This is a genomic window from Thermostichus sp. MS-CIW-34 (assembly GCF_054060435.1).
Window position 1 is genome coordinate 1 of sequence record NZ_JBSSDE010000050.1, and the last position, 20530, is coordinate 20530.

Below are 20530 nucleotides of genomic sequence, written 5' to 3' on the forward strand. Positions count from 1 at the left end.
AAGTGCGGTCAATTTCTTGACGCAACTCTTGTGGGACTATCAGCTTGCAACGTACGGATATAGTCTGGCTCATGGGCTTATTGTAGTTCATCCAGGCTTTTGACCGGCAAACCTATAAGGAGGAGGGCTTTCCTCCCGACACCAAGCCTGCGGCTATGGTGCGGGTCTCCAGCCCGAAAATTTGGTGAGCTTTCTGGGAAGGGATCAGTCTTGGATGTACTCCTCGCCAGAGATCAGGGCAGCTTCGGCTTTTTGAAACTCCCTTCCCAAGTAGGCCGCATGGCTGAGCTGGGAGACCACTCTCTCCTGCTCCTTTTCAAAGATCTGTACACACAGTTCTTTGGCCGTGCGCCCAACATACACCCGTTCAGGGGATCGGTTGACGGAGCCCTTGGCCGGGATCACAGCTCCTGTCTCCGGATCGGTGGCCAGCCCCCGCTCGTTGATGACGGTGCTGTAGTACTTGGCGCAAATGAGGTTCTGCTCCCGATCCAAGTAGATGACGAAATAGCCCGCCGGATCCAGATCCAGGGGTCGGCGGGAGAGATGGTCGTCAATACTGCGAATCTGCTCGCTCAGGGGATTGGAGGAAGGGGACATAGAACGGCTGACCCAGAACCACACAGGACGTAGCCGAGACTACCTTTGGCTGCTCTCATTGTGGCAGATGAACCCAATCTTTGGGCAGCCTTTGGGGTGGTTGACTTCCTTCCCAGCTTGAACGGTGGGGCTGGTCATATACCCGATGAAGGGGATCCTGTGCGGGCCATCCACCTGAGGTCTCAGAGCTTGGATTAGCGCGGGGCAACCCGATAGAATCGGGTGGCCGTCACCCACTGGTCGGAAGGGATCCCCTCGACGATGATGGCGCGGGCAATGGCATTGCCCAGTTGGGATCCCCGCACCCGCACGTCGGCAAAGGAGCCACTCTGCTCAAAAGAGGCAATCTCCTGGAAGTTGAGAGGACGGGGAGAGGCCACCGCTAACACCTGGGCTTGGCCGAAGGGTGGAGCGATGGTCAACCGATAGCTGGCCCCTGGCGGCGGGAAGGTGCGCACTTCTCCGGCCCGCAGAAACTCGTTGCCGCCGGAAAAGCGGTTGGGCAAAATCAGATGGGTACGGCCATCGGCTTGGATGCTGAACAGGTAAACGTAGGCATCGCGGTTGGTGCTCAGGGTAATGGCAATCGGCTCGCCAGGCCGGTAGATGGGGTTAGACCCGTGCCGATCCAGCTCCAGATTCACCCGCAGGTCGGAAGGAACGGGGTTGACAATGATGGAGCGGGTGCCAACATCCAACTGACGAGTATCGGCCAGTTGCAGCCTTTGTAAAGGAGGGTAGATGCCCAGGGTTTGCGGAAAAACAGCGGTGGTCGGAGCCACAGACAGCCCCAAAGCCAGCGGTAGGAAAAGCAGTTTGGCATTCATGGTTCACACCCAATCAATGGCTATGTTCATCCTAGGAAGGGGCGCAGGTTATGCGGGTCAGGCTTTGCGCAATCTCCAATCTCTTGCCGCGGCAGTTTCTCCTGCTGCAGATGGCACCCCCAAGAGGGAAAAGACGGTAAACCAGCGGGGGCACGGCTCTGTTCTCGGTACCTGGGATGGGAATTGGGAGCCACCGGTTTGGCAAGGGTTAATCTACAGGTAAGGGATCCCTTCCTCATGCCAGCTTCCCAGTCAACCCCCAACTTGCTCATGGCTCACGACAGCTACCAAGAAGGCATCGCAGCGGTACAAGCGGGCGATTTCCAGGCTGCCATCCGGGCATTTCGGCAGGCGGTTGCTGCCGATCCAACCCATACCGAAGCTCGTTACAAGCTGGCCTGGGTACTGGGCATGAGCGGCTATCTGGATCCGGCCCTGGCAGAGCTGGAAGCCGTTTTGGCGGCAGATCCCAACCATGTGGCAGCCCATTACAATCGAGGGGCCCTCCTCTTGCAAAAGGCCCAACTGGAAGCAGATGAGGACGGACAAATCGATCTGGCCGTTCTGCAACAGGCGGAAGCAGCCTTTCAAGCGGTGATGCGCTTGGATCCCACCGACCAACGGGCCTTTGCCTTCCTCAATTTGGTCAAGCGGGCCATTCGCAACCATCAGGCGTCCACTCAGGTCTCCGGCGGCAGTGGCGGGTAAATCTGTGGGGGTTGTGGTCGGCAGCGATTGCACAGCCAGAAACCCATTGCGTAACATAAGTAAAGCCTGGGGATCCCGGCAATTTGGAGAGGTGTCCGAGCGGTTTAAGGAAGCAGTCTTGAAAACTGCCGTGGTTGACGCCACCGTGGGTTCGAATCCCACCCTCTCCGTTTATCTTGAGGTAAAGCCCAACGGGTCGAAGCTACAGAGATTCACTGGCCCAGAGGGGGAGCTATCCACATGACCATCCTTGATTTATCGACCTTGACCACTCAACAGCTCAAAGACATAGCTTGGCAGTTGCGGGGCACTCCCGCAGTGGAGCCCATCTATCGGGAACTGGGATCCCGACCCAAGAGCATAGTGATTGCACCTGAAGATCCCCAGTGGACAGAAAAGGTTAACCAAATCCTCACAGAGGGATCCCCATCCTGACCGTCGCATCCCAAACAAGGCGGGACATGAATATCGAACAGCCGCCCTTGCCTGCCTGTGTCAGCTCTGCTAAATACTGAACACCCCCCACAGTTCCTTTAGTTGAAGAGAGGGTCACCATCTTGGGTAGCAGGAGCTAGCCGCAATGATTCCCACCGTCAAAGACGTTTGTCAAATTCATCCTATGGCCTTGAACTACGCCATAGTTGAGCAAATTGAAAATCTGTCGAATGTTATCGAGCATACAGCAGAGGATGCCCGGGCATTCTTCGCCAAAAACCACATTACCCGCGGGATGGATCTGTTGCTGCGTCAGGGGCTCAAACGGCTGGCAGGTCGCTCCGACCAAGCGGTGTTTGAACTCAAACAGGCGATGGGGGGTGGTAAAACCCACTCCATGATTGCCCTAGGGTTGCTGGCGCGGGATGCCGCTTTGCGTGCCGAGGTTGTGCCAGACATCACTCAAGATGCTCCTTTTGCCGACGCTAAACTGGTTGCCATCAATGGACGCCTCAAGTTCGAGCAACGGTTTATTTGGGGAGAGATTGCCCGGCAACTGGGGAAAGAAGAGGCTTTTGTCAAATTTTGGCAGCACGGAGCAGATGCCCCCAGTGAGCAGGATTGGATTGATTTAATTGGAGATGAACCCACCCTCATTCTATTGGACGAGCTGCCGCCCTACTTCGACTACGCCATTACCCGCATGGTGGGCGGAGGTACATTGGCGCAAGTGACAACCTACGCCCTATCGAACCTGCTGAGTGCCGCCTTGAAGTTAAAGCGCTGCTGCATTGTCATTTCCAATCTATCCGGCAGCTACGAAGGAGCCTCACGGGAACTGCAAAAAGCAATCGGTAACTTCGCTCAAGAAACCAACCGCCAAGCGCGATCCATCACACCGGTAGACCTGGGCACATCGGAAATTTACGACATTCTCCGCAAGCGGCTATTTAGCTCCCTGCCCAATGTACAAACCATTGATGCAGTTGCTTCTGCCTACGCAAAAGTGCTGGGAGATGCAGCCAGAGCCAAATCAATTGCCAAAACTGCCGAACAAATTGCCGCCGAAATTCATGCTTCTTACCCTTTCCATCCTTCGGTTAAGCACATCATTGCCCTATTTAAGGAAAACGAAAGCTACCGTCAAACTCGCGGCTTGATGCAGTTTGTTTCAAAAATAATCCAGTCGGTATGGGAGCGTCCCAGCAACGATGTCTACCTGATCGGTTGCCAGCATCTGAACCTCAACATCCCAGATGTGCGGGAAGAGATCAACAAAATCAGCAATCTACAGGGAGCGATTGCCCACGATATTGCGGCCAATGGCACTGCTGTCGCTGAACTGGTGGATCAAAAACTGGGCCATGATGCTGCCAGTCAGATTGCTGCCCTGCTGTTGACTGCCTCTCTGTCTGAATCAGTTGATGCTGTGAAAGGCTTTACCGAGGGGCAATTTTTGGAATACCTAGTAGCTCCTCAGCGGAATGTCAGCGAATTTCAGGATGCTTTTCAAGCGTTCCGTGCCAACGCCTGGTACCTGCACCGCAAAGAAAACGATGCTTGGTACTTTTCCAACATCGAGAACCTGCGTAAGCGCATTGATAGCCGTGCCCGCAACGCTCCCCAGCCGAAAATTGATGCGGAAATGAAGCGGCGGCTGGAAGAAATTTTCCGACCCCAACGGCGGATTGCCTATCAAGAGGTGCAAGCCCTGCCCAAAATTGATGAGATTCGCCTCAATGGCCCGCGGGTGTGCCTGGTACTCAGCCCAGACAGCAAAACACCCCCAGAAGAGGCCCAGCAGTTTTGGGAAAGTGTTCCCGAGAAGAACAACTTTTGTGTGGTTACCGGAGATGGCTCCAATCTGGCCAGCCTAGAAGACAAAACCCGTCGTTTGTGGGCCGTTGCCCGAGTACTGGAAGAAACCGGTGGAGACAAATCCCCCCACAAAGCAGAACTGGAGGAAGAGGCCGAACAAGCCGCCTACGACTTTAACGCCACTGTGGTCAGCCTGTTCAATCGGGTCTATTACCCCATCAAGGGCAAACTGACTCCTACCAAGCTCTCCATGACCTTTACGGGCAATACCTTCCATGCTGAAGAGCAGATCGAAAAAGCCCTATCCGATGTCGGTGCATCCAAGCTGTATGTCGATGTGGAAGCCAATGCCGAGGCGTTGCTGTCGCGAGCAGAAGACCTGTTGTGGCCGGCAGGGGGAGAGCGGCGTATCCCTTGGCGAGACGTGGTTTCCCGCACCATCACCAACGAGCGCTGGCCCTGGTTGCCCCCCAAAGGAATGGATACCCTGCGGCAGATAGCCGTCAGCCAAGGTCGCTGGCGGTACACCGAAGATGGATACATCGAAAAGGGGCCCTTTCCGCCCCCCCGCACATCCGTAGCCATCACCCAGCGAGAATACGATGACCGCACCGGTACGGCTACCTTGGAAATTCTGCCTCGAGATGCGGGCAAAAATGGCCGTGTTCACTACAGCTACACGCCCAATGTGGATGCCAACAGCCCTGTGGTGCCCGATACGATCTGGACAACCGATGCCACTGCCCTGTGGTTTGTCGCCATTGACCCGGATGGCCGGCACGAGACAGGGGATGTCTATGCTTGGAAGAATACGCTGACCCTCACCCACCAGCCTCGTATTGGCGGCGGCAAGCGCACCGTAGAGCTAACCGTGAAACCCCGTGGTCAAATTCGCTGGAACACCACGGGCATTAACCCACGGGAAGGCACCCTCTACACTGGCCCCATCGAACTAGAGGGATCAGAAGCCGTTACCATCTATGCCTACGCCGAAGATCAAGGGGTGAGCACCACTCGCAACTTCACGATCCCGGCGCTCGACCAAAAAGGGCCGGTGATTGACAAAAACAAACCGGCTAAGCTGCACAAGCGCCTCAACCTGCAAGGAAATAAGGCGAGTTATACGGCCATCAATCAGAGCAAGGCTTTGGGTGTGCGACTGGCGGGTGGGATCTCCCTAACCGTGGGGGAAGGGAACCGAGCCATCACCACCCGTTTTGGAAGCGATATGGTGGTAAAAGCGGAAGACATTGAGCAGTTTATTGCGATAGCACGTCAGGCTTTGGGCAATGAGACGGCAGAGGTGAGTCTGCGCTTGGACGACCTACGCTTCAGCAGCGGCCACGATTTGGAAGTCTTTTTGCATCGGTTGGAAATCAATCCTGAGCCGGGAGAGGTAGAGCAGTGAGCGATAAAAAATGGGAGACGGTGGGGTTCGGCTGTCCCAAAACCGTTGATCCCCACCACTTTGTGGTCGAAATACCTGCCGGCAGAACCGCTCCTGTGCTGATTTACGAAGTCTATGGCATCAAGGCGGGCATCAACGGACAGCCGGACATTGCGGAGCGCTGTGTTCTCAGCCGGTCTATCTGGAGCCAGATTGCTGAGGATCTCAAACAAGAGTTTAATGACCGCCTGCGGGCGAAAAAAATGAATCCGAGCCGTTGGACAACTGGCCGCAACCTCGTAGAACGTCTGCTGGGGAAGGAATTGCTGGTGCTGGCTTGGGCAGTAGAACGGGCCAAACCGGAGGCGATCCCCAATGCCATTCGCAACTGGAGAGGGCTGCGTCCAGAAGAGCGCTGGTGGCTTTACACCATGACAGCAGCGGCGACAGGGGGTGTCGATCACGGGAATATCGGTTGGCGCAAAGCCCTGCGCTATGCCCTCACAGAAAATCCCTTGACGGAACTGAGTGTGCCCACTCCGGTCAAGCGCCCATACCAGCCAGCTTGTTCCGATAGCTTGCGTAGCGAAGCCGTAGAAGCCGATCAACTCAGCCTGTTATCCTGCTTGCAAGAAGATCCCTCGCCCTTTTGGGATAGTGAAGCAACCATTGGCACGACAAAGCTAAGAGATTAAGTTATACTAGATAAAACCGCCTATTTGGGAGAATGCAAATGATGACAGAACTGCTGGAGAAAGCGATTAGCAAGTTAAAAGCTCTACCCACAGAGGAGCAAAATGCAATTGCCAGCCTGATTCTTGATGAGCTAGAAGACGATCAGCGATGGGAAGAATCCTTTGCTTCTTCAGCGGATATGTTAGCAAAACTCGGTGCCGAGGCAATAGCCGAGTATCAAGCAGGCAAGACGGAAGAATTAAACCCCGAAACACTGTGAAATCTCGCACCACTGCCCAGTTTCGCAAGTTGTTTAACGCTCTTCCAGAGTCCATTCCAGATTTGGACAAGCTAGACTTACAAAGGACGCTAATCCCGATCAAAAGTCAATATAATCCGCTTCTCTTGTGCAGCTCTAGCCAAGACCTCGAAATCTTTAGTACCTGGAGCTTCCTCTGAGAGCGATGCCACATCTAAGCCAGCATCTCGCAATAGACAGATACTTAAGCGTGGAAAATTTTCATTGACGAGAAATTGCATCAACTAACTTTATCTGAAAAACTGTAGAAGTTCATTTCACGCATACATTCTTGGATATAGCTAAACATAGCCCTAAGTGCTTCTGGAGTCAGCGTAGGGTAGTTTTCCAAAATCTGCTTTTCCGTCCAGCCTGCCGAAAATAGCCCCAAAATAAATTCCACCGATAGGCGACTTCCTCTGAAAACTGGCTTACCCAGGAGAATATCGGGATCCGAATGAATATAGTCTTCCCAGTTCACGGCTTAGGGCCCTAAGAGCTACCATGATCGATGGTATCGCCGGAGATCTCCCTTGTCCATCATCCCCCTTGCTTGGAAAGATAAGCCGAGTTTGATCGAGCGGCTCTTGCCTGCCCAAAAAATCAGCGCCGAAGCCCAAAAAGAACGCAAAGCAAATTTGGGACAAACCCTCACCGCCTTGGGAAGTTACTGGAAAGGGCGCAAACCCCTCATCCTCGCCAAAGCCTGTGTGTTGGGAGCATTATTGCCTGCCACCGATAACCCCGAAGCCGATCTGGAAATTTTTGAATTGCTGATGGGCATCGCCGACAGCAGTTTGGAACGGCGTTTGAAATCGCCACGGGACAAACTCAAATTGGCGCAACGCTCTTACCTGGAAAAACTGGAACTCTGCAAACGGCCGGAAGAATGCGACGATGCCACCCTCTACGGCCCCATTTGGGATCGGGTGAACCAACATTTGGGGACAAATGCCCACAGTTTCCCGGAATTGGTGGAACAACTGGGGACTTTGCGGTTTGGCCATCGCCCGCGGGTGGGAGATACCTTCTGCGGCAGCGGCCAAATCCCCTTTGAAGCGGCCCGGCTGGGCTGCGATGTCTATGCCAGCGACCTCAATCCCATTGCCTGTATGCTCACTTGGGGAGCGCTGAATATCGTGGGGGCAGATGAAGCCACCCGTCGGGAAATTGAGCAAGCCCAAAGGGAAGTAGCCGCAGCGGTGGATCAGGAAATTACGAAGCTGGGCATCGAGCATGATGAACACGGCAACCGCGCCAAAGCCTATTTGTATTGCCTGGAAACTCGTTGCCCTCACACGGGCTGGATGGTGCCAATGGCTCCCAGTTGGGTGATCAGCAAAACCCGCAATGTGGTGGCGAAGTTAATCCCCAATTACGACCAAAAACGCTTTGAAATTGAAATTGTCACGGGAGTGAGCGAAGCGGAAATGACCGCCGCCGCCAAAGGCACCGTGCAAAAGGGCGATTTGGTGTACGTGCTGGATGGGGAAGAATACCGCACGCCGATCAAAACCATTCGCGGCGATTACCGCCTGCCCGATGGCACCACCGGCAACAAACTGCGCCGCTGGGAAAAACACGACTTTATGCCCCGCCCGGACGATATTTTTCAAGAACGGCTGTATTGCATTCAGTGGATAACGGCGGAAACCTTGGGCCAAAGCCGCCAAGAAACCTTTTTTGCCAGCGTCACCCCCGCTGATTTGGCACGGGAACAAAAGGTGGAACAAATCGTGCGGGAAAACCTGGCCGCCTGGCAGGAAGCTGGCCTGGTACCCGATATGGCGATCGAACCGGGGGAAGAAACCACACGCCTCGTTCGCGAGCGGGGCTGGACGTATTGGCATCATTTGTTTAACCCACGGCAGATATTTTTACATCAGTTATTTCAATCAAGTTTATTAAACAAGAACTCAAGAATATTTTTATTATTTGGTTCAATTAGCGCTCTCGATTGGAATTCAAGATTATGTCATTGGCATACTAGCTGGGAAAAACCTGAAAACACATTCTATCAACAGGCATTGAATACTATGTATACTTATGCAATACGGACAACAGCTTTAGATAAAAACGCAAGATTTCCTTCTTATAAAAGGGATTTGCTGAATGGAGAAATAAAAGTTATTCATGCTCTGTCCGCCAACAACTGTAATGCTTTTAGTGATATTTTCATCACCGATCCACCGTATGCGGATGCGGTGCATTACCACGAGATCACGGAATTTTTCATCGCGTGGTTGCGGAAGAATCCGCCCAAGGAGTTTGCCGATTGGGTGTGGGACAGTCGGCGGGCGTTGGCCATTCAGGGCAAAGGGGAAAAGTTTCGGCAGGACATGATTGCCGCCTATAGCGCCCTAGCGAACCACATGCCCGACAACGGCTTGCAAATTGTGATGTTTACCCATCAGGATGCGGAAGTATGGTCGGATATGGCCAGCATCATGTGGGGGGCGGGCTTGCAAGTTACAGCCGCTTGGTACATTGCCACCGAAACCACCTCCGAACTGAAAAAGGGCGGGTATGTGCAGGGCACGGTATTGTTGGTAGCGCGCAAGCGGGTGCGCGACGAGTCCGCCTATCGGGACGAACTGGTGGAGGAAGTGCGGCAGGAAGTTGCCCATCAAATTGAGACCATGGTGGGGTTAAATCAGAGTACCAAGGGCAAGGGGCGCACCGAAAACCTATTTGAGGATGCCGATTTGCAAATGGCAGGTTATGCGGCAGCGTTGCGGGTATTGACGGGCTACCGGCGCATTGATGGACAGGATATGGTGGCAGCAGCCCTGCGCCCCCGACCCAAAGGCGAAAGAGACATCGTGCGAGAAATTATTGATTACGCTGTGCAGGTTGCCAATGAGCATCTTGTACCTGAAGGCATCGCGCAGGGGGTGTGGGAGGGGTGCTGTGGTGCAGAGCGCTTTTATCTGAAAATGATGGAACTGGAAGCGGTAGGGCTGAAGAAGCTGGACAACTACCAGAACTTTGCCAAGGCATTTCGAGTTGGCGACTATGGCGAATTGATGGCCTCTCAGCAGCCCAACAATGCCCGACTCAAAAATGCTCTAGACTTCAAGAAGAGCAGCTTTGAGGGCGAATTTGGCCGCTCAGCACTGCGAGCCGTTTTGTTTGCTCTCTACGAACTGCAGAAAGAGGCGGATAGCGATGAGGTGATGGAACACCTGCGGTCTTTGGTGCCCAACTACCACATGCGCCGGGATGATTTGATGGCTTTTTGTCAATACATCGCCCGCAAGCGAGAACACCGCTATCCAGAAGAATCCTCAGCCGCTAATATCTTGTTTGCACTGATTAGAAATGAACGCTTGGGTTGAAGAAGAAGTTATAGGATTAACTCACTCACAAGTTGTATTGCCAGGGCTTCCTTCAAGCTCAGCATCTGAGTTAAAGTATTTCTCAACAATCGACTTTATTTGGTTAACATAAACTATAGCCTTGTCCGCATTTTTTTGTTTGTAGTATTCCAAGGGGACAATATCTACAGCTCCATAAAAAGCCAACTCCCTATCTTTGCGCATCTCAAATGATATGTTTTCCAGCAAGGCTATTTCCTCGTCAGAAAGCTCTGGGAACCGTTCCCTATTTTCTGCTACTTGGCCACCAGGGTCATGGGTTTTGCCGTAGTTTATTCCCTTAATGATTAGGCAAGCTTTGATGAATAACTCAATGACTTCTTGGCACATCCGAACTACATCAGCGTAATCGCCAACCTCATAGAAGAATGACAACGCTTGGATGCGATAATTAGCCCTTTGATAGTAGTCTCTTGCTAATTTCTTTCTCATCGTTATTCACCCAATAGGGGATCCCCCGGCATACTTTATACGTAATTAAACTGTCACAGATGAGTTGATTGACTATATCCCTGATCTGCGTGATGCAGTTCTGCTTTTCATAGATGATGTGGTGGTTGGTAGCCACTTCATAAGTCAAGCTGGCTGGCCTGCATAGCTCTGTGGGCTTTAGCAAGATAAAGTTTATCTCCAAGCCAAGAAGTTTTTCTAGATCCCTGCAGGTAGGAAGCAGTAAGTCATCTCTGCTTCTGCAATCGGGTATATTCTCTGCAATTACTAATAAATCGAGGTCAGAGCCGTGAACCCATGAATTATTGGCGCGGGATCCATAGACAACAATAGCCCACAGATCCGAGCCAAAGACGGATTGAATTTTCTCTTGAATAAGCCGCGCTTGTGCTTCGGATATTCCTATGCTGCGCTTCTCTCTGCCCTGAAAGCCTGCAGACTCTTGTACGGTTGACATGGCTACCTTGCGCTGATCAGCTTATTCTGCAAAGACGCTGCTTGCGCCTTCGGCTGCTCATTTTAAGGCTAGAGTATTGTTACAATTTTACCCCAGCCCGCCATGTCCAGCACTTCTTTCCTACGCCGTTTCAGTTCCCGCCAGCAGCGGCTCAGCCATGTCTTTCTCAAAGATCGCCTGGCAAAGGCACGCACCTACAAGCGCATTGCTGGGTACTTTCGCTCTTCTATTTTTGAATTGGTGACTGAAGAGATTACACACATCGAGCAGGTGCAGATCGTCTGTAACAGCGACTTGGATCCCTGGGATATTGCCATCGGCAAAGCTTCCCGCCAGGCCAGAGAAATGGCGCTCAAAGAAAAATGGAACGAAGAGAAAGGAGAATTGATCACCAGCCTATTACAGCGCCCCCGCTACCGTCAACTTTACGAAATCCTCAAAAGCGGCAAAGTGGAAGTGCGAGTGGTGTCAGCCGCAGATGCCCCCTTTCTCCACGGCAAAGCAGGTGTTATTGAGGCAAGAGATGGCACCAAATCTGCTTTTATCGGCAGCCTCAACGAAACGCGGCAGGGATGGCAAGAGCATTACGAAATTGTCTGGGAAGACCAGTCGCCAGAAGGGGTTGCTTGGGTCGAAGCGGAGTTTCAGTACCTGTGGGAACGGAGTGTTCCTCTGCCAGAAGCGATTGTGGAAGAGGTGGGGCGATTATCTCGCAAGGTAGAGGTATTTCTTCAAGACTTGCAACCTGTCGATGTTCCTGGAGCCGCATTGGTGGAAGCCCCTCTCTATCGCCGGGGTGAGGTTCTCAAACCATGGCAGCAGTCGTTTGTGGAAATGTTCCTGGAACACCGAGAGCTGTATGGTGCAGTGCGACTCATTCTGGCAGATGAAGTGGGGCTGGGTAAAACCTTGTCTTTGGCGGTTGCGGCGATGGTGGCGTGCCTTTTGGAAGATGGGCCAGCCTTAATTCTTTGTCCGGCTACCCTCTGCCAGCAGTGGCAAGTGGAACTCAAAGATAAACTGGGCATTCCCTCTGCTGTGTGGCTCTCCAACCGCAAGGTATGGCAAGATGCCAATGGGCACATCATCAAAACCAAGGGTGCTGAAGGTATTGGCCGTTGCCCCTATCAAATTGGTATTGTTTCTACGGGTCTCATCTTTCACAATGCCCCCGAAGCCCAATGCCTTTTGGAACGACGCTTTGGCACGATTGTCCTGGATGAGGCCCACCGCGCCCGCTGTACCCGTGGTGTCACGGTAAGGGATCCCAAACCCAACAATCTCTTGGACTTTATGGGCAAGGCGGCCACCCAGTCCAAGCACGTCCTTTTGGGCACAGCCACCCCCATCCAAACCCATGTTGAGGAGCTGTGGGATCTGCTGGGAGTGCTCAACAGCGGTGCCGAGCATGTGTTGGGACGACGGCATCAGCAGTTGTGGCAGCAGACGCAAAGGATCCTGCCCATCTTGACAGGACAACAAGCAGTGACCGACGAGCATTTTGCCTGGAATTTGCTCCGCAATCCTCTGCCGCCATCTGTTGAGGATCCCTTGTTTGACCACATCCGCAGCGATCTGAAGCTCTTCAAAGGTCAACACTTCACAGATAAGCCCCTGACGGAATTGGAGGACTTCACCCGCCAAGAACTGCGAGATGCCCTGGAAGAGCGCCAACAGGGGCTGACTTTTTTCCAGCGACACAACCCAATTCTGCGCCATACCGTATTGCGAAAACGCTCTACCTTGGAAGAATTGGGCTTGCTTGAGCGGATTGCCGTCGATATTTGGCCGAGCGAGGGAGAGCAATTGCCCATGTTCTGTGGGCTGGGTTTGCTCACTTCTCCCGAATTTGATGTGGCCTATGAAGCTGCCCAAGATTTTGCTAGGGCTTTGAGACAGCGTACCCAATCCGCTGGGTTTATGAAAAGCATCATGCAAAGCCGGATCTGCTCCAGTATTGCCAGCGGCCTATCTACGGCTCAGAAACTACTGGAAAAGCGGCGTTTTTTTGAGGAGGACGGAGAAGAAGATTGGCTGTTAGACAACCTTCCAGAGATTTTAGAGGCAGAATATGCCCATTTGGAGCGCATTGTTAGCGTCTTGAGCCAAAAGAGCACGGATCCCAAACTCGATGCCGTCCTCTATTTCCTACAGGAACGACACTGGCTGGACTTGGGATGCATCATTTTCAGCCAGTATTTTGATACCGCCCATTGGGTGGCCAACAACCTGAGCCAACGTCTGCCTCAAGAAAGTGTGGCTCTCTATGCAGGCGCCCACAAGTCGGGTTTGTTTTTTGCCGGAGAATGGCGGAGCGCAGAGCGGGAAGATATCAAGAGAGCCGTGCGAGAGCGTACCATTCGGCTGGTGGTGGCCACCGATGCTGCTTGTGAAGGTCTGAATCTCCAAACTTTGGGCACGCTGATCAACATTGATCTCCCTTGGAATCCTTCCCGCCTAGAGCAGCGCATCGGGCGGATCAAGCGCTTTGGTCAGACCCGCGACCGTGTGGACATGCTCAACCTGGTGTACCACGGTACCCACGACGAAAAGGTATACGAGGTGCTTTCTCAGCGGATGAAAGATCGCTACGACTTGTTCGGTTCTTTGCCCGATACTATCGAAGATGAGTGGATTGAGAATATCGAAACTCTGGAGGCCAAATTGCAGGAGTTTACAGAGCGCAAGAAACAGGCCAACGCTTTTGAGCTGCGCTACGCAAGCACAGTTGAACCCAAAGGCCCAAGATGGGAGACCTGCGAAAAGGTGTTGTCCCGTCGGGATATTGTGGAACGTCTTTCAGAAGGGTGGTAGCCATATATCAGCCAATTCGATATGCTTCTGCCAATGGGCTGGAAAAAGTTGCCTCTGACCACGAGTTAATACGGGCGGAAGTGCCTTGACCATGCTAGGCTCCAGCCCGAAAAATCTGCTCAGCCGTGAGGTTTAATTCAGGGAAAACTTTAGAGCGAATCCGGTCATTGCCCCGAAATAATTGCGCCTGATATTCCTCATTGACCAGTTGGAAAACAGAGATTGTGGGAACCTTCGGCTCGCCAATGTACCGACGACCCCCCAACGCTTGGTAGTCAACGATCCAGTATTCGGCAATACCTAACGTCTCGTAGTCACTCAGCTTATGCCAGTAGTCATCTCGCCAGTTGTTGCTGGTGATTTCAATGACAAGAGGAATAGAGGTTCCGTGGATGAGCGTCGAGGATTTCTGCCACAGGGGTTCTCTGGCCAAGGCGGTACGGTCAATCAGCACCCCATCAGGAGCGTAGGCAGTATCGCCTTCCGGCGCCTTGATCAAGGTGTCCCGACCTAGAAAATAGTTGAGGTTGCACCTGCGGATTTCTAATGCCAATTGGATGGCAAGAAAACCACTGATTTCATCATGTTTCCCTGTGGGTTGCATCTCAACCGCAACTCCGTTGTGTAGTTCGTATCGTCTGTTAGGTTTCCACTCCAGAAACTCAGCAAAAGTCATTGGCTTAGAAGACACAGCATAGGTAGCAGTCATAGTTTTTCCTCCCTTGAATGAGTTAAAACGCCCTAGATACTTCTGCAAACATTGTCGCCCATCTCATCCTTTAATAGTCTTTTATGGCATAGCCGTGTAACCCTAGCCAGAGCCGGATGTAGATATCTAGCAGAATCACTTCAGGCATTCCCAACTTGCCTCATCTACGTTTCAAGTGGGGGAGTAGGTTCTTGTCAGGAGCGTGTTGCATTTGAATCTTGCTCTAATTCAATATCACCGTAAATGTCTGCCAGGGAAAAAGTGATGTTGACAGATGGCAGCGTAACAACATCATCCAGGGCATGGTAGTCCCTGAAGATCCACTCGACATTTCCCTGGCGGCGGTAGTGTTCTACACTGATTCGAGCTTGGTCAATTAGCAGATACTCCTGTAAAGTTGGGAGAGAGCGATAGGCAGCAAACTTCGCTCCTCTATCGTAGCTTTCGGTGGCAGGCGAGAGCACTTCCACAATTAAGATAGGGTTAGTGACAGTATCCTTGCGCCCTTCTTTAAGCTGAACTGGGTTTTGGATCACCATACCATCGGGATAGACATATTGTTCGAAGGCAGGTATGTAAAGTCTGAGATCACTAGAAAAAACGGAAAACCCTTGCCTCTTAGCTTAAGCCAAAGTAGGGCATTGACACTGGTAATCAGTTGGCTATGAATGGGTGTGCCGCCAGTTATCTCAATAATTTCCCCATTGCGAAATTCACGGCGGATCCCGCCTGTGGCCTCTGATTCAGCTTCCAGGGCAAAGTATTCCTCTGAAGTGTGGGTTTTACGGGGGGCGAGGGCAGTGGTCATGGCATCTCCTCAGGCAGCGGCAGAATGGCTCAAACGGTCAGTCGGGTGTCGAGAAGCTCGACGCGGTGGCCTTCGGGTTCTCTCGGTCGCAAGTGCAGCCAACCTCTCTGCGTCCTTCGTCGGCCTCTCCATGATGAGAGGTATCCTGCGATTCTGGGGTAAAGACCGGTGGTGGGGAGCTGACGCTTTTGTTATCCTGTCGCATAAGCTCCCCCTCTGGGATCCCAGGGGAAAGTGGGCCAACCTTGCCTGACACTGAACGCCAGCACAGCCCGCATAATGTTCCCGCACAATGTCCTGCACAATGTTGTGTCAGCAAGACTTGGTTCTCGATGGCAGGTTTGCAGAGAGGACGTGACCTGATGTTTACTTGGCTCTGGACGAAACAATTTTCTCGCTTGAATCAAAGGCTACAGAGCCTAGAGGTAGCCCGCGAGGAAAACCTTCTGTCTCCCGATCTGAGCGCTCAAACTCTGCAGGTGGCCCCCGACTTTTGGGAACGGCAGCACCAAGCCTTTGTCTATGTGGATAAGCAAATGCGAAGGCTCAGCCGTCGCAGCAAGATTTGGGGAGGAATGGCGCTGCTGGCCATTCTGGCCGATGCGGCTTTGATAGTGGCAGGTCTGGCAGCGTTCCAGTCTTGGCAGCAGGTGCAGGCGGATCGCCAATTAACTCGCATTGCCCAACAGGTTGCGGCTGTCGATCCTGTGCAGCAAGCTTTTGATGATCTGGTGGCTCAATTGCCCCAGATGAGCGGGGCAGAGCGATCTCGTGCCCTAGAGGCGTTGCAGGCTCTCTCGGCCATCTCGATGGCCTATGGCGGCTACTCCTCCGACGGTTCTGCGGGTATTTCTGTGTACAGCTCTGCTCTCCCAGCAACCCCTCTTGAGGCTCAACTGCAAACCATTTACCGGTTGGGGCAAATGCGGGTGGTGGAGGCGGTGCCGGCTTTGCTGACCAAGCTTGCGGACGATGAACCGGTGGTGCGGGAGGCGGCAGCCCGTGCCCTCGGCCAAATCGGGGATCCGCGCGCCTTGGATCCCTTGCACGATCTTCTGGCCTATGAGCCCAATGAGTTGGTTCAAGATGCCGCTATTGCTTCGATTGCCCAACTGCTGCGCTGAAGAGAGGGTTAGATGGGGGTGGGAGTTGAGGCACTGGGGATGAGTATCGGCAAAATGAGCAGGCTGGGCAAACTGCTGGGGGTGATTTGTTGGGTGTGGGGATCCGCTCTGCCCGTTTGGGCGCAGGATCCCTTCCGCAGCGGGGACAATGCCCGCCCCATCAGGCCGGAGGTGGCGGCAGCTTTTGAAGAGTTCTTCTGTTCAGGCCGCTACAGCCAGAGCCGGGAAAAACTGGAAATGGCCAAGAAGGCCTCCCCCGAAGAGCCGATGGTCTATGCCCTGTTGGCGGCGCTGGCCTATCAGGAGGGAGACCTGGAAGCATTTGCCCAGTTGGCCACTCAAACCCGACAGGTGGCCGCCGAGTTGAAAAAGACGGATCCCTTGCGTGGCAACCTTTACGAGGGTGTGGGCTACGGGCTAGAGGCAGCCAACATAGTGGTGCGAGATGGGGTGGTCATCGGTTTGCCCAAAGCTCTGCCCACCCTCAATCAATTGTTTGCCTCCATCCGGGCCGCCCAAGCAGTGGACAGCAGCGATCCGGAGCTCAATCTGCTCAACGGCTACATGGATTTGCTGCTGACCTACCGGGAGAAGGCTCTAAATCAGTTTCGGATGGCAGCTCCTGACTATCTGTCCTACCGCGGCCAAGCTCTGGCCTACCGGGATATGCAGCGCTTTGACGAGGCGCTGGAGGCGGTGGATCGAGCCATTGCTGCTTCTTGCAGCAACCCCGAGCTTTACTACCTCAAGGCGCAAATTCTGGTTTCCAAAGGGCAAGACCGAGAGGCCGTCCCCCTTTTCGATCAGGCCCTGCAAGCTTCCGCCCAACTGCCCCAACCTTTGGTGGAGCAAATCCAGATGGAGCGGGATCGCGCCGCCCAGCGCAGTGGGTTGACCGGCCAGTTGCCGGCCACGCCTAGCCCCTGAAGGGATCCCATGAGCCTGCGCATCAGCGGCAAACGAGCGCTGCAAACTCCCACTGGCTTGGGCACCCGACCCACCCCTGGCCGGGTGAGGCAGGCCTTGTTCAACATCTTGCAAGGGCAGGTGGAAGGCTGTCGCTGGCTGGATCTGTGCTGTGGGGCCGGTACGGTGGGGGCAGAAGCCCTGTGTCAGGGGGCCGCTTTTGTGGCCGGGATCGAGATTGCCGCCCCTGCCTGCCGCATCATCCGAGCCAACTGGGCCAAGGTGGCGCAGCTGGGGCAATCTTTCCAGGTCATTCAGGGAGATGCCCGCAAGCTGCTCAGCCGCGGCCTGAACTTGGAGCCATTTGATTACGTGTACTTTGCTCCTCCCTACGAGGCCGGTCTGTACGCCCCGCTCCTGCCCCTGATCCCGCCCTTGCTCAAGCCAGGCGGAACCTTGATCGTCGAGCATCGCAGCGGCCAGAAGCTACCAGACCAGGTGGGATCCCTGCTGCGCTTTGACCAACGAACCTATGGGCAAACGGCGCTGGCTTTCTATCGCAATCTGGAAGAGCAGCTCTAGCTGGGGAAGGGAGTGCTGACGAAGCCGATTTCCAAGAGCTGCTGGTAGGCTTGGGTGCCCAGCTCGCGGGTTGGGCTCTGGCTGTTGATGACCTGGATCAGCCAGCCCACGGCCTCTTCCGGTCGCCCGGCGGCGCGGTAGACCACGGCCAAATCGTAGGCAGCTTGATCCCGGGCTTGGGCGGCAACACGGGCCAGCTCCCGCTGTTCTTCGGAGATGCGGTTTTGGATCCCGGCGAAGGCGCGGGAGAGATCTTGGTGGTAGTTGGAGCGCTGGTTGTAGGCGTTGAACACCTGCTGCAGCAGCTCGACAGCCTGGTCGTAGTTTTGCGCTTGGATGGCGGCATTGGCTTCGGCGGCCAGTTGTTCGGCTCGCAATGCGCTGAGGGCGCTGCTGGGTTGCTCTAGGGCGCGAAACTGCTGCGGATTGGGAATAAGCTGCTGTCCGGCAGGGAGCTGCTGAGCGGTGGCCCAGAAGGTGGAGCCCACGCCCAAGATGAGGCCGAGCAGTACGCCGAAAACCAACCGCGCCCAAGAACGGCGCAGAAGGCTGAGCCCCTGTGCGATGGCGTCCTGGCGACAGCCTTGGGAAGCAACAGCGGGACGTCGTCCAATCATGTGCGGGTAACCCCCAAAACCTCTCTTGACCCGTTCCACTTTACCCTACTCCTCGGGTCTTTGCTGCAGCTCAGGGATCCCTTTGGAGCGAGGCTGGGAGGAGATGGGCTTCTTGAGCTTGGGCGGAGAGGAGCTGGGCGAGTTGGGTGGCTCTGGAGGCTTTTCCGGCAGCAGCGGTAGGTTGAGAATCAGCTCATACATGCGCAGGTATTCCAGCGCCGAGCGGTGCCAACTGAAATCACTGGCCATGCCCCGCTTCTGCAGCGCTTGCCAGGTTTCTTTGTGCTGGAAGGCTTCCCAAGCCCGCGCCAGACAGGTGTAGAAGTCCAGGGCTTCGTAGCGGTCAAAGCAGTAGCCGGTGCCGATCCCCTTGCTGGGGATGTGGTGGCTGACCGTATCCACCAGCCCCCCCGTGCGGCGGACGATGGGCACACACCCATAGCGCATGGCGATCATTTGGCTGATGCCACAAGGTTCAAAGCGGCTGGGCATCAAAAACGCATCTGCCCCCCCGTAGATCAACTGGGCCAGCTTGGGTTGGTAGCCTTTTTGGTAGGCCATTTTGCCCGGGTGCCGCTCGGCCATCTCCCGGATCCGCCCTTCGTAGTAGGCTTCGCCGCTGCCTCCCAGCAAAACAAATTGCGCGTCGCTGTAGGCCAAAAAGCGATCCAAGGCTTGGATGAGCAAGTCGATCCCTTTTTGCTCCACCAAACGGGCCACCATGCCCATCAGGAAGGTATCTGGGTTAACGGTCAAGCCCAACTTGGCCTGTAGCGTGGCTTTGTTGGTCGCCCGCCCGCTGAGATCATCGATGCTGAAATTGGCCTCTAGGTCTGGGTCGGTGCGGGGATCAAACCTATCGATGTCGATCCCATTCAAAATTCCTCGCAACCGTTCCCCTTTCCAGGCCAACAAGTCCTGCAGTCCTTCCCCATGCAGAGGGGTGCGAATTTCCATCGCATAGGTGGGCGAGACGGTGTTCACTTGGTCGGCGTAGAGGATCCCGGCAGCCATGGTGTTGTGGGCAGAAAAATACCAGGGCAGCCAGGTCATGCGCTCCAGTTGCCAGCGCCAGGGCCCTTGGTAGGCCAGGTTGTGGATGGTGAACACCGTGCCAATATCGGGAGCTTGGTGCATCCAGGCCGGGATCATGCCGGTGTGCCAATCGTGGCAGTGGATGATGTTGGGTTTCCAGGGGTAGTAAGTCCAGGCAAATTCGGCTACGGCGTTGGCAAAAAAGGTGAAGCGCCAGAACTCGTCCTCGCCGTAGTAGATGCGGTGGGGAGCAAAGCAGTAGTGGCTGACCAAGTAGAGGGGCACATCGGTGCCGGGCAAAACGCTTTCGTAAATATCGGCCACCTGACCCATGACCTGTTTAGACCAGATGGGATCTTTCGAGCGGGGGTATTGCCCCGGTTCCTGGCCGAACTTGTCCCAGAGAAAGCCATACAGAGGCATGATGATGCGGACATCCTGACCCAGCTTGCGCAAAACGACAGGCAGGGATCCCACCACATCCGCCATGCCCCCCACCTTGGCCAGAGGTGCTGCCTCTGCCGCTGCGAACAAAATCCTGGCTTGAACCACGCTGCCCTCCCTGGTGTTGTGGGCTCCGCTCCGCCGCCGTGAACGGATCCCGGCTCAGTTGCCCTCAGCCAAAACCCTTCCCATCCTAAAACACAAGGGATCCCTGCGCCGGATGAGCTGAGGCAGCGCTTCTTCCTGAGGCTGTGTTGCAACTTATTGATTTTTCGTAAGATGGAAGGACAGTGCTGCTTAGAAATGTTGCAGGCGCTGCTGTATTGCACTTTATTTGTCGTCATTGTTCTGGAGATATCGTCCTATGACCATAGCGGTAGGGCGCGTGCGTCAGGAGCGAGGATGGTTCGACATCGTCGATGACTGGCTCAAGCGCGACAGATTCGTGTTTATCGGCTG

Annotated in this window: 22 protein-coding genes and 1 tRNA gene; 12 read left to right on the forward strand and 11 right to left on the reverse strand. The window is 54.3% G+C overall.

All coding sequences use genetic code 11. From position 1 onward, the window contains the following. Window positions 1-204 precede the first annotated feature (204 nt). On the reverse strand, window positions 205-600 hold the full coding sequence (locus tag ACVWYY_RS13215) for a DUF4346 domain-containing protein (protein WP_414407603.1): 396 nt from the start codon (window positions 598-600) through the stop codon (window positions 205-207). 45 nt (window positions 601-645) lie between these two features. Between ACVWYY_RS13215 and ACVWYY_RS13220 the strand changes: the two genes are divergently transcribed. Further along, window positions 646-798 carry a hypothetical protein gene (locus ACVWYY_RS13220; RefSeq protein WP_414350837.1) on the forward strand — a complete coding sequence of 51 codons (153 nt, stop codon included), beginning with the start codon at window positions 646-648 and terminating at the stop codon, window positions 796-798. Here ACVWYY_RS13220 and ACVWYY_RS13225 read toward each other — a convergent pair. Beyond that, complete coding sequence (locus ACVWYY_RS13225; RefSeq protein WP_414330041.1) at window positions 795-1427, reverse strand: DUF4384 domain-containing protein; 633 nt, start codon at window positions 1425-1427, stop codon at window positions 795-797. The two genes, ACVWYY_RS13220 and ACVWYY_RS13225, sit on opposite strands and share 4 nt — an antisense overlap. 237 nt (window positions 1428-1664) lie before the next feature. On the opposite strand from ACVWYY_RS13225, the gene ACVWYY_RS13230 reads away from it, so the two are divergent. The 6 genes from ACVWYY_RS13230 to ACVWYY_RS13255 all read left to right on the forward strand — a co-directional run bounded on the left by ACVWYY_RS13230 (window position 1665) and on the right by ACVWYY_RS13255 (window position 6730). After that, window positions 1665-2135 (forward strand): tetratricopeptide repeat protein, encoded by a 471-nt coding sequence (locus tag ACVWYY_RS13230; protein WP_414418001.1) that lies wholly within the window; start codon window positions 1665-1667, stop codon window positions 2133-2135. 85 nt (window positions 2136-2220) lie between these two features. Next, a tRNA-Ser gene (locus ACVWYY_RS13235) sits at window positions 2221-2305 on the forward strand. 70 nt (window positions 2306-2375) lie between these two features. Continuing rightward, window positions 2376-2570, forward strand: coding sequence for a hypothetical protein (locus ACVWYY_RS13240; RefSeq protein WP_011433320.1), 195 nt, complete (start codon window positions 2376-2378; stop codon window positions 2568-2570). Window positions 2571-2754: 184 nt separating this feature from the next. Then, the gene (locus ACVWYY_RS13245; RefSeq protein WP_457440801.1) at window positions 2755-5796 is read left to right on the forward strand and encodes an anti-phage-associated DUF499 domain-containing protein; all 3042 of its coding nucleotides are present in this window, start codon (window positions 2755-2757) and stop codon (window positions 5794-5796) included. Next, window positions 5793-6470, forward strand: coding sequence for an anti-phage-associated DUF3780 domain-containing protein (locus ACVWYY_RS13250; protein WP_083757646.1), 678 nt, complete (start codon window positions 5793-5795; stop codon window positions 6468-6470). Before ACVWYY_RS13245 ends, ACVWYY_RS13250 begins: the two co-directional genes overlap by 4 nt. Before the next feature lie 41 nt (window positions 6471-6511). Beyond that, window positions 6512-6730: a hypothetical protein gene (locus ACVWYY_RS13255; RefSeq protein ID WP_041437369.1), complete on the forward strand. Its 219-nt coding sequence runs from the start codon at window positions 6512-6514 to the stop codon at window positions 6728-6730. A gap of 89 nt (window positions 6731-6819) precedes the next feature. Here the strand turns inward: ACVWYY_RS13255 and ACVWYY_RS13260 are convergent, their stop codons facing one another. Both ACVWYY_RS13260 and ACVWYY_RS13265 read right to left on the reverse strand, forming a co-directional pair. Further along, complete coding sequence (locus ACVWYY_RS13260; protein WP_187147225.1) at window positions 6820-6990, reverse strand: DUF5615 family PIN-like protein; 171 nt, start codon at window positions 6988-6990, stop codon at window positions 6820-6822. Continuing rightward, a complete protein-coding gene (locus ACVWYY_RS13265) occupies window positions 6990-7229 on the reverse strand; it encodes a DUF433 domain-containing protein (protein ID WP_011433325.1) in 240 nt (79 codons plus the stop codon). Before ACVWYY_RS13265 ends, ACVWYY_RS13260 begins: the two co-directional genes overlap by 1 nt. 52 nt (window positions 7230-7281) lie before the next feature. On the opposite strand from ACVWYY_RS13265, the gene ACVWYY_RS13270 reads away from it, so the two are divergent. Beyond that, window positions 7282-10086, forward strand: a complete 2805-nt coding sequence (locus ACVWYY_RS13270) for an anti-phage-associated DUF1156 domain-containing protein (protein ID WP_457403799.1) — start codon at window positions 7282-7284, stop codon at window positions 10084-10086. 21 nt (window positions 10087-10107) lie between these two features. Here ACVWYY_RS13270 and ACVWYY_RS13275 read toward each other — a convergent pair whose 3' ends face one another. Both ACVWYY_RS13275 and ACVWYY_RS13280 read right to left on the reverse strand, forming a co-directional pair. Beyond that, a complete protein-coding gene (locus tag ACVWYY_RS13275) occupies window positions 10108-10557 on the reverse strand; it encodes a HEPN domain-containing protein (RefSeq protein ID WP_457403801.1) in 450 nt (149 codons plus the stop codon). Then, a complete protein-coding gene (locus tag ACVWYY_RS13280; RefSeq protein WP_414357407.1) occupies window positions 10517-11032 on the reverse strand; it encodes a nucleotidyltransferase domain-containing protein in 516 nt (171 codons plus the stop codon). Before ACVWYY_RS13280 ends, ACVWYY_RS13275 begins: the two co-directional genes overlap by 41 nt. A 102-nt stretch (window positions 11033-11134) precedes the next feature. Here ACVWYY_RS13280 and ACVWYY_RS13285 point away from each other — a divergent pair, with 102 nt between their 5' ends. Beyond that, complete coding sequence (locus ACVWYY_RS13285) at window positions 11135-13846, forward strand: phospholipase D-like domain-containing anti-phage protein (RefSeq protein ID WP_011433328.1); 2712 nt, start codon at window positions 11135-11137, stop codon at window positions 13844-13846. 94 nt (window positions 13847-13940) lie between these two features. Here ACVWYY_RS13285 and ACVWYY_RS13290 read toward each other — a convergent pair whose 3' ends face one another. From ACVWYY_RS13290 to ACVWYY_RS13300, 3 genes are all read right to left on the reverse strand, one after another. Continuing rightward, entirely contained in the window at window positions 13941-14555 is a 615-nt protein-coding gene (locus ACVWYY_RS13290) for a Uma2 family endonuclease (protein ID WP_457403802.1), read from the reverse strand. Window positions 14556-14749: 194 nt separating this feature from the next. After that, window positions 14750-15130: a Uma2 family endonuclease gene (locus ACVWYY_RS13295; RefSeq protein WP_457403822.1), complete on the reverse strand. Its 381-nt coding sequence runs from the start codon at window positions 15128-15130 to the stop codon at window positions 14750-14752. Beyond that, the gene (locus ACVWYY_RS13300; protein WP_457403803.1) at window positions 15088-15363 is read right to left on the reverse strand and encodes a Uma2 family endonuclease; all 276 of its coding nucleotides are present in this window, start codon (window positions 15361-15363) and stop codon (window positions 15088-15090) included. The genes ACVWYY_RS13295 and ACVWYY_RS13300 overlap by 43 nt, the downstream gene beginning before the upstream one ends. A gap of 362 nt (window positions 15364-15725) precedes the next feature. On the opposite strand from ACVWYY_RS13300, the gene ACVWYY_RS13305 reads away from it, so the two are divergent. Genes ACVWYY_RS13305 through rsmD form a run of 3 tightly spaced genes read left to right on the forward strand, consistent with a single transcriptional unit; the run spans window position 15726 to window position 17975 of the window. Then, on the forward strand, window positions 15726-16487 hold the full coding sequence (locus tag ACVWYY_RS13305) for a HEAT repeat domain-containing protein (protein ID WP_457395642.1): 762 nt from the start codon (window positions 15726-15728) through the stop codon (window positions 16485-16487). Between the two features lie 39 nt (window positions 16488-16526). Next, the gene (locus tag ACVWYY_RS13310) at window positions 16527-17414 is read left to right on the forward strand and encodes a Sll0314/Alr1548 family TPR repeat-containing protein (RefSeq protein WP_457403805.1); all 888 of its coding nucleotides are present in this window, start codon (window positions 16527-16529) and stop codon (window positions 17412-17414) included. A 9-nt stretch (window positions 17415-17423) separates the two neighbouring features. Continuing rightward, window positions 17424-17975: a 16S rRNA (guanine(966)-N(2))-methyltransferase RsmD gene (gene rsmD, locus ACVWYY_RS13315; protein ID WP_414407375.1), complete on the forward strand. Its 552-nt coding sequence runs from the start codon at window positions 17424-17426 to the stop codon at window positions 17973-17975. Here the strand turns inward: rsmD and ACVWYY_RS13320 are convergent. Together ACVWYY_RS13320 and glgA are read right to left on the reverse strand one after the other, a co-directional pair. Further along, complete coding sequence (locus tag ACVWYY_RS13320) at window positions 17972-18592, reverse strand: hypothetical protein (RefSeq protein ID WP_457403806.1); 621 nt, start codon at window positions 18590-18592, stop codon at window positions 17972-17974. The genes rsmD and ACVWYY_RS13320 overlap by 4 nt on opposite strands. Before the next feature lie 45 nt (window positions 18593-18637). Next, a complete protein-coding gene (glgA, locus tag ACVWYY_RS13325) occupies window positions 18638-20179 on the reverse strand; it encodes a glycogen synthase GlgA (RefSeq protein ID WP_414399358.1) in 1542 nt (513 codons plus the stop codon). Window positions 20180-20530 lie beyond the last annotated feature (351 nt).

Bases quoted from the DNA above. Each gene is read 5' to 3' on its own strand.
- ACVWYY_RS13215 (WP_414407603.1), bottom strand. From the start codon at position 600: ATGTCCCCTTCCTCCAATCCCCTGAGCGAGCAGATTCGCAGTATTGAC.
- ACVWYY_RS13225 (WP_414330041.1), bottom strand. From the start codon at position 1,427: ATGAATGCCAAACTGCTTTTCCTACCGCTGGCTTTGGGGCTGTCTGTG.
- ACVWYY_RS13230 (WP_414418001.1), top strand. From the start codon at position 1,665: ATGCCAGCTTCCCAGTCAACCCCCAACTTGCTCATGGCTCACGACAGC.
- ACVWYY_RS13240 (WP_011433320.1), top strand. From the start codon at position 2,376: ATGACCATCCTTGATTTATCGACCTTGACCACTCAACAGCTCAAAGAC.
- ACVWYY_RS13245 (WP_457440801.1), top strand. From the start codon at position 2,755: ATGGCCTTGAACTACGCCATAGTTGAGCAAATTGAAAATCTGTCGAAT.
- ACVWYY_RS13255 (WP_041437369.1), top strand. From the start codon at position 6,512: ATGACAGAACTGCTGGAGAAAGCGATTAGCAAGTTAAAAGCTCTACCC.
- ACVWYY_RS13260 (WP_187147225.1), bottom strand. From the start codon at position 6,990: ATGCAATTTCTCGTCAATGAAAATTTTCCACGCTTAAGTATCTGTCTA.
- ACVWYY_RS13275 (WP_457403801.1), bottom strand. From the start codon at position 10,557: ATGAGAAAGAAATTAGCAAGAGACTACTATCAAAGGGCTAATTATCGC.
- ACVWYY_RS13280 (WP_414357407.1), bottom strand. From the start codon at position 11,032: ATGTCAACCGTACAAGAGTCTGCAGGCTTTCAGGGCAGAGAGAAGCGC.
- ACVWYY_RS13285 (WP_011433328.1), top strand. From the start codon at position 11,135: ATGTCCAGCACTTCTTTCCTACGCCGTTTCAGTTCCCGCCAGCAGCGG.
- ACVWYY_RS13290 (WP_457403802.1), bottom strand. From the start codon at position 14,555: ATGACTGCTACCTATGCTGTGTCTTCTAAGCCAATGACTTTTGCTGAG.
- ACVWYY_RS13300 (WP_457403803.1), bottom strand. From the start codon at position 15,363: ATGACCACTGCCCTCGCCCCCCGTAAAACCCACACTTCAGAGGAATAC.
- ACVWYY_RS13305 (WP_457395642.1), top strand. From the start codon at position 15,726: ATGTTTACTTGGCTCTGGACGAAACAATTTTCTCGCTTGAATCAAAGG.
- ACVWYY_RS13310 (WP_457403805.1), top strand. From the start codon at position 16,527: ATGAGTATCGGCAAAATGAGCAGGCTGGGCAAACTGCTGGGGGTGATT.
- rsmD (WP_414407375.1), top strand. From the start codon at position 17,424: ATGAGCCTGCGCATCAGCGGCAAACGAGCGCTGCAAACTCCCACTGGC.
- ACVWYY_RS13320 (WP_457403806.1), bottom strand. From the start codon at position 18,592: ATGATTGGACGACGTCCCGCTGTTGCTTCCCAAGGCTGTCGCCAGGAC.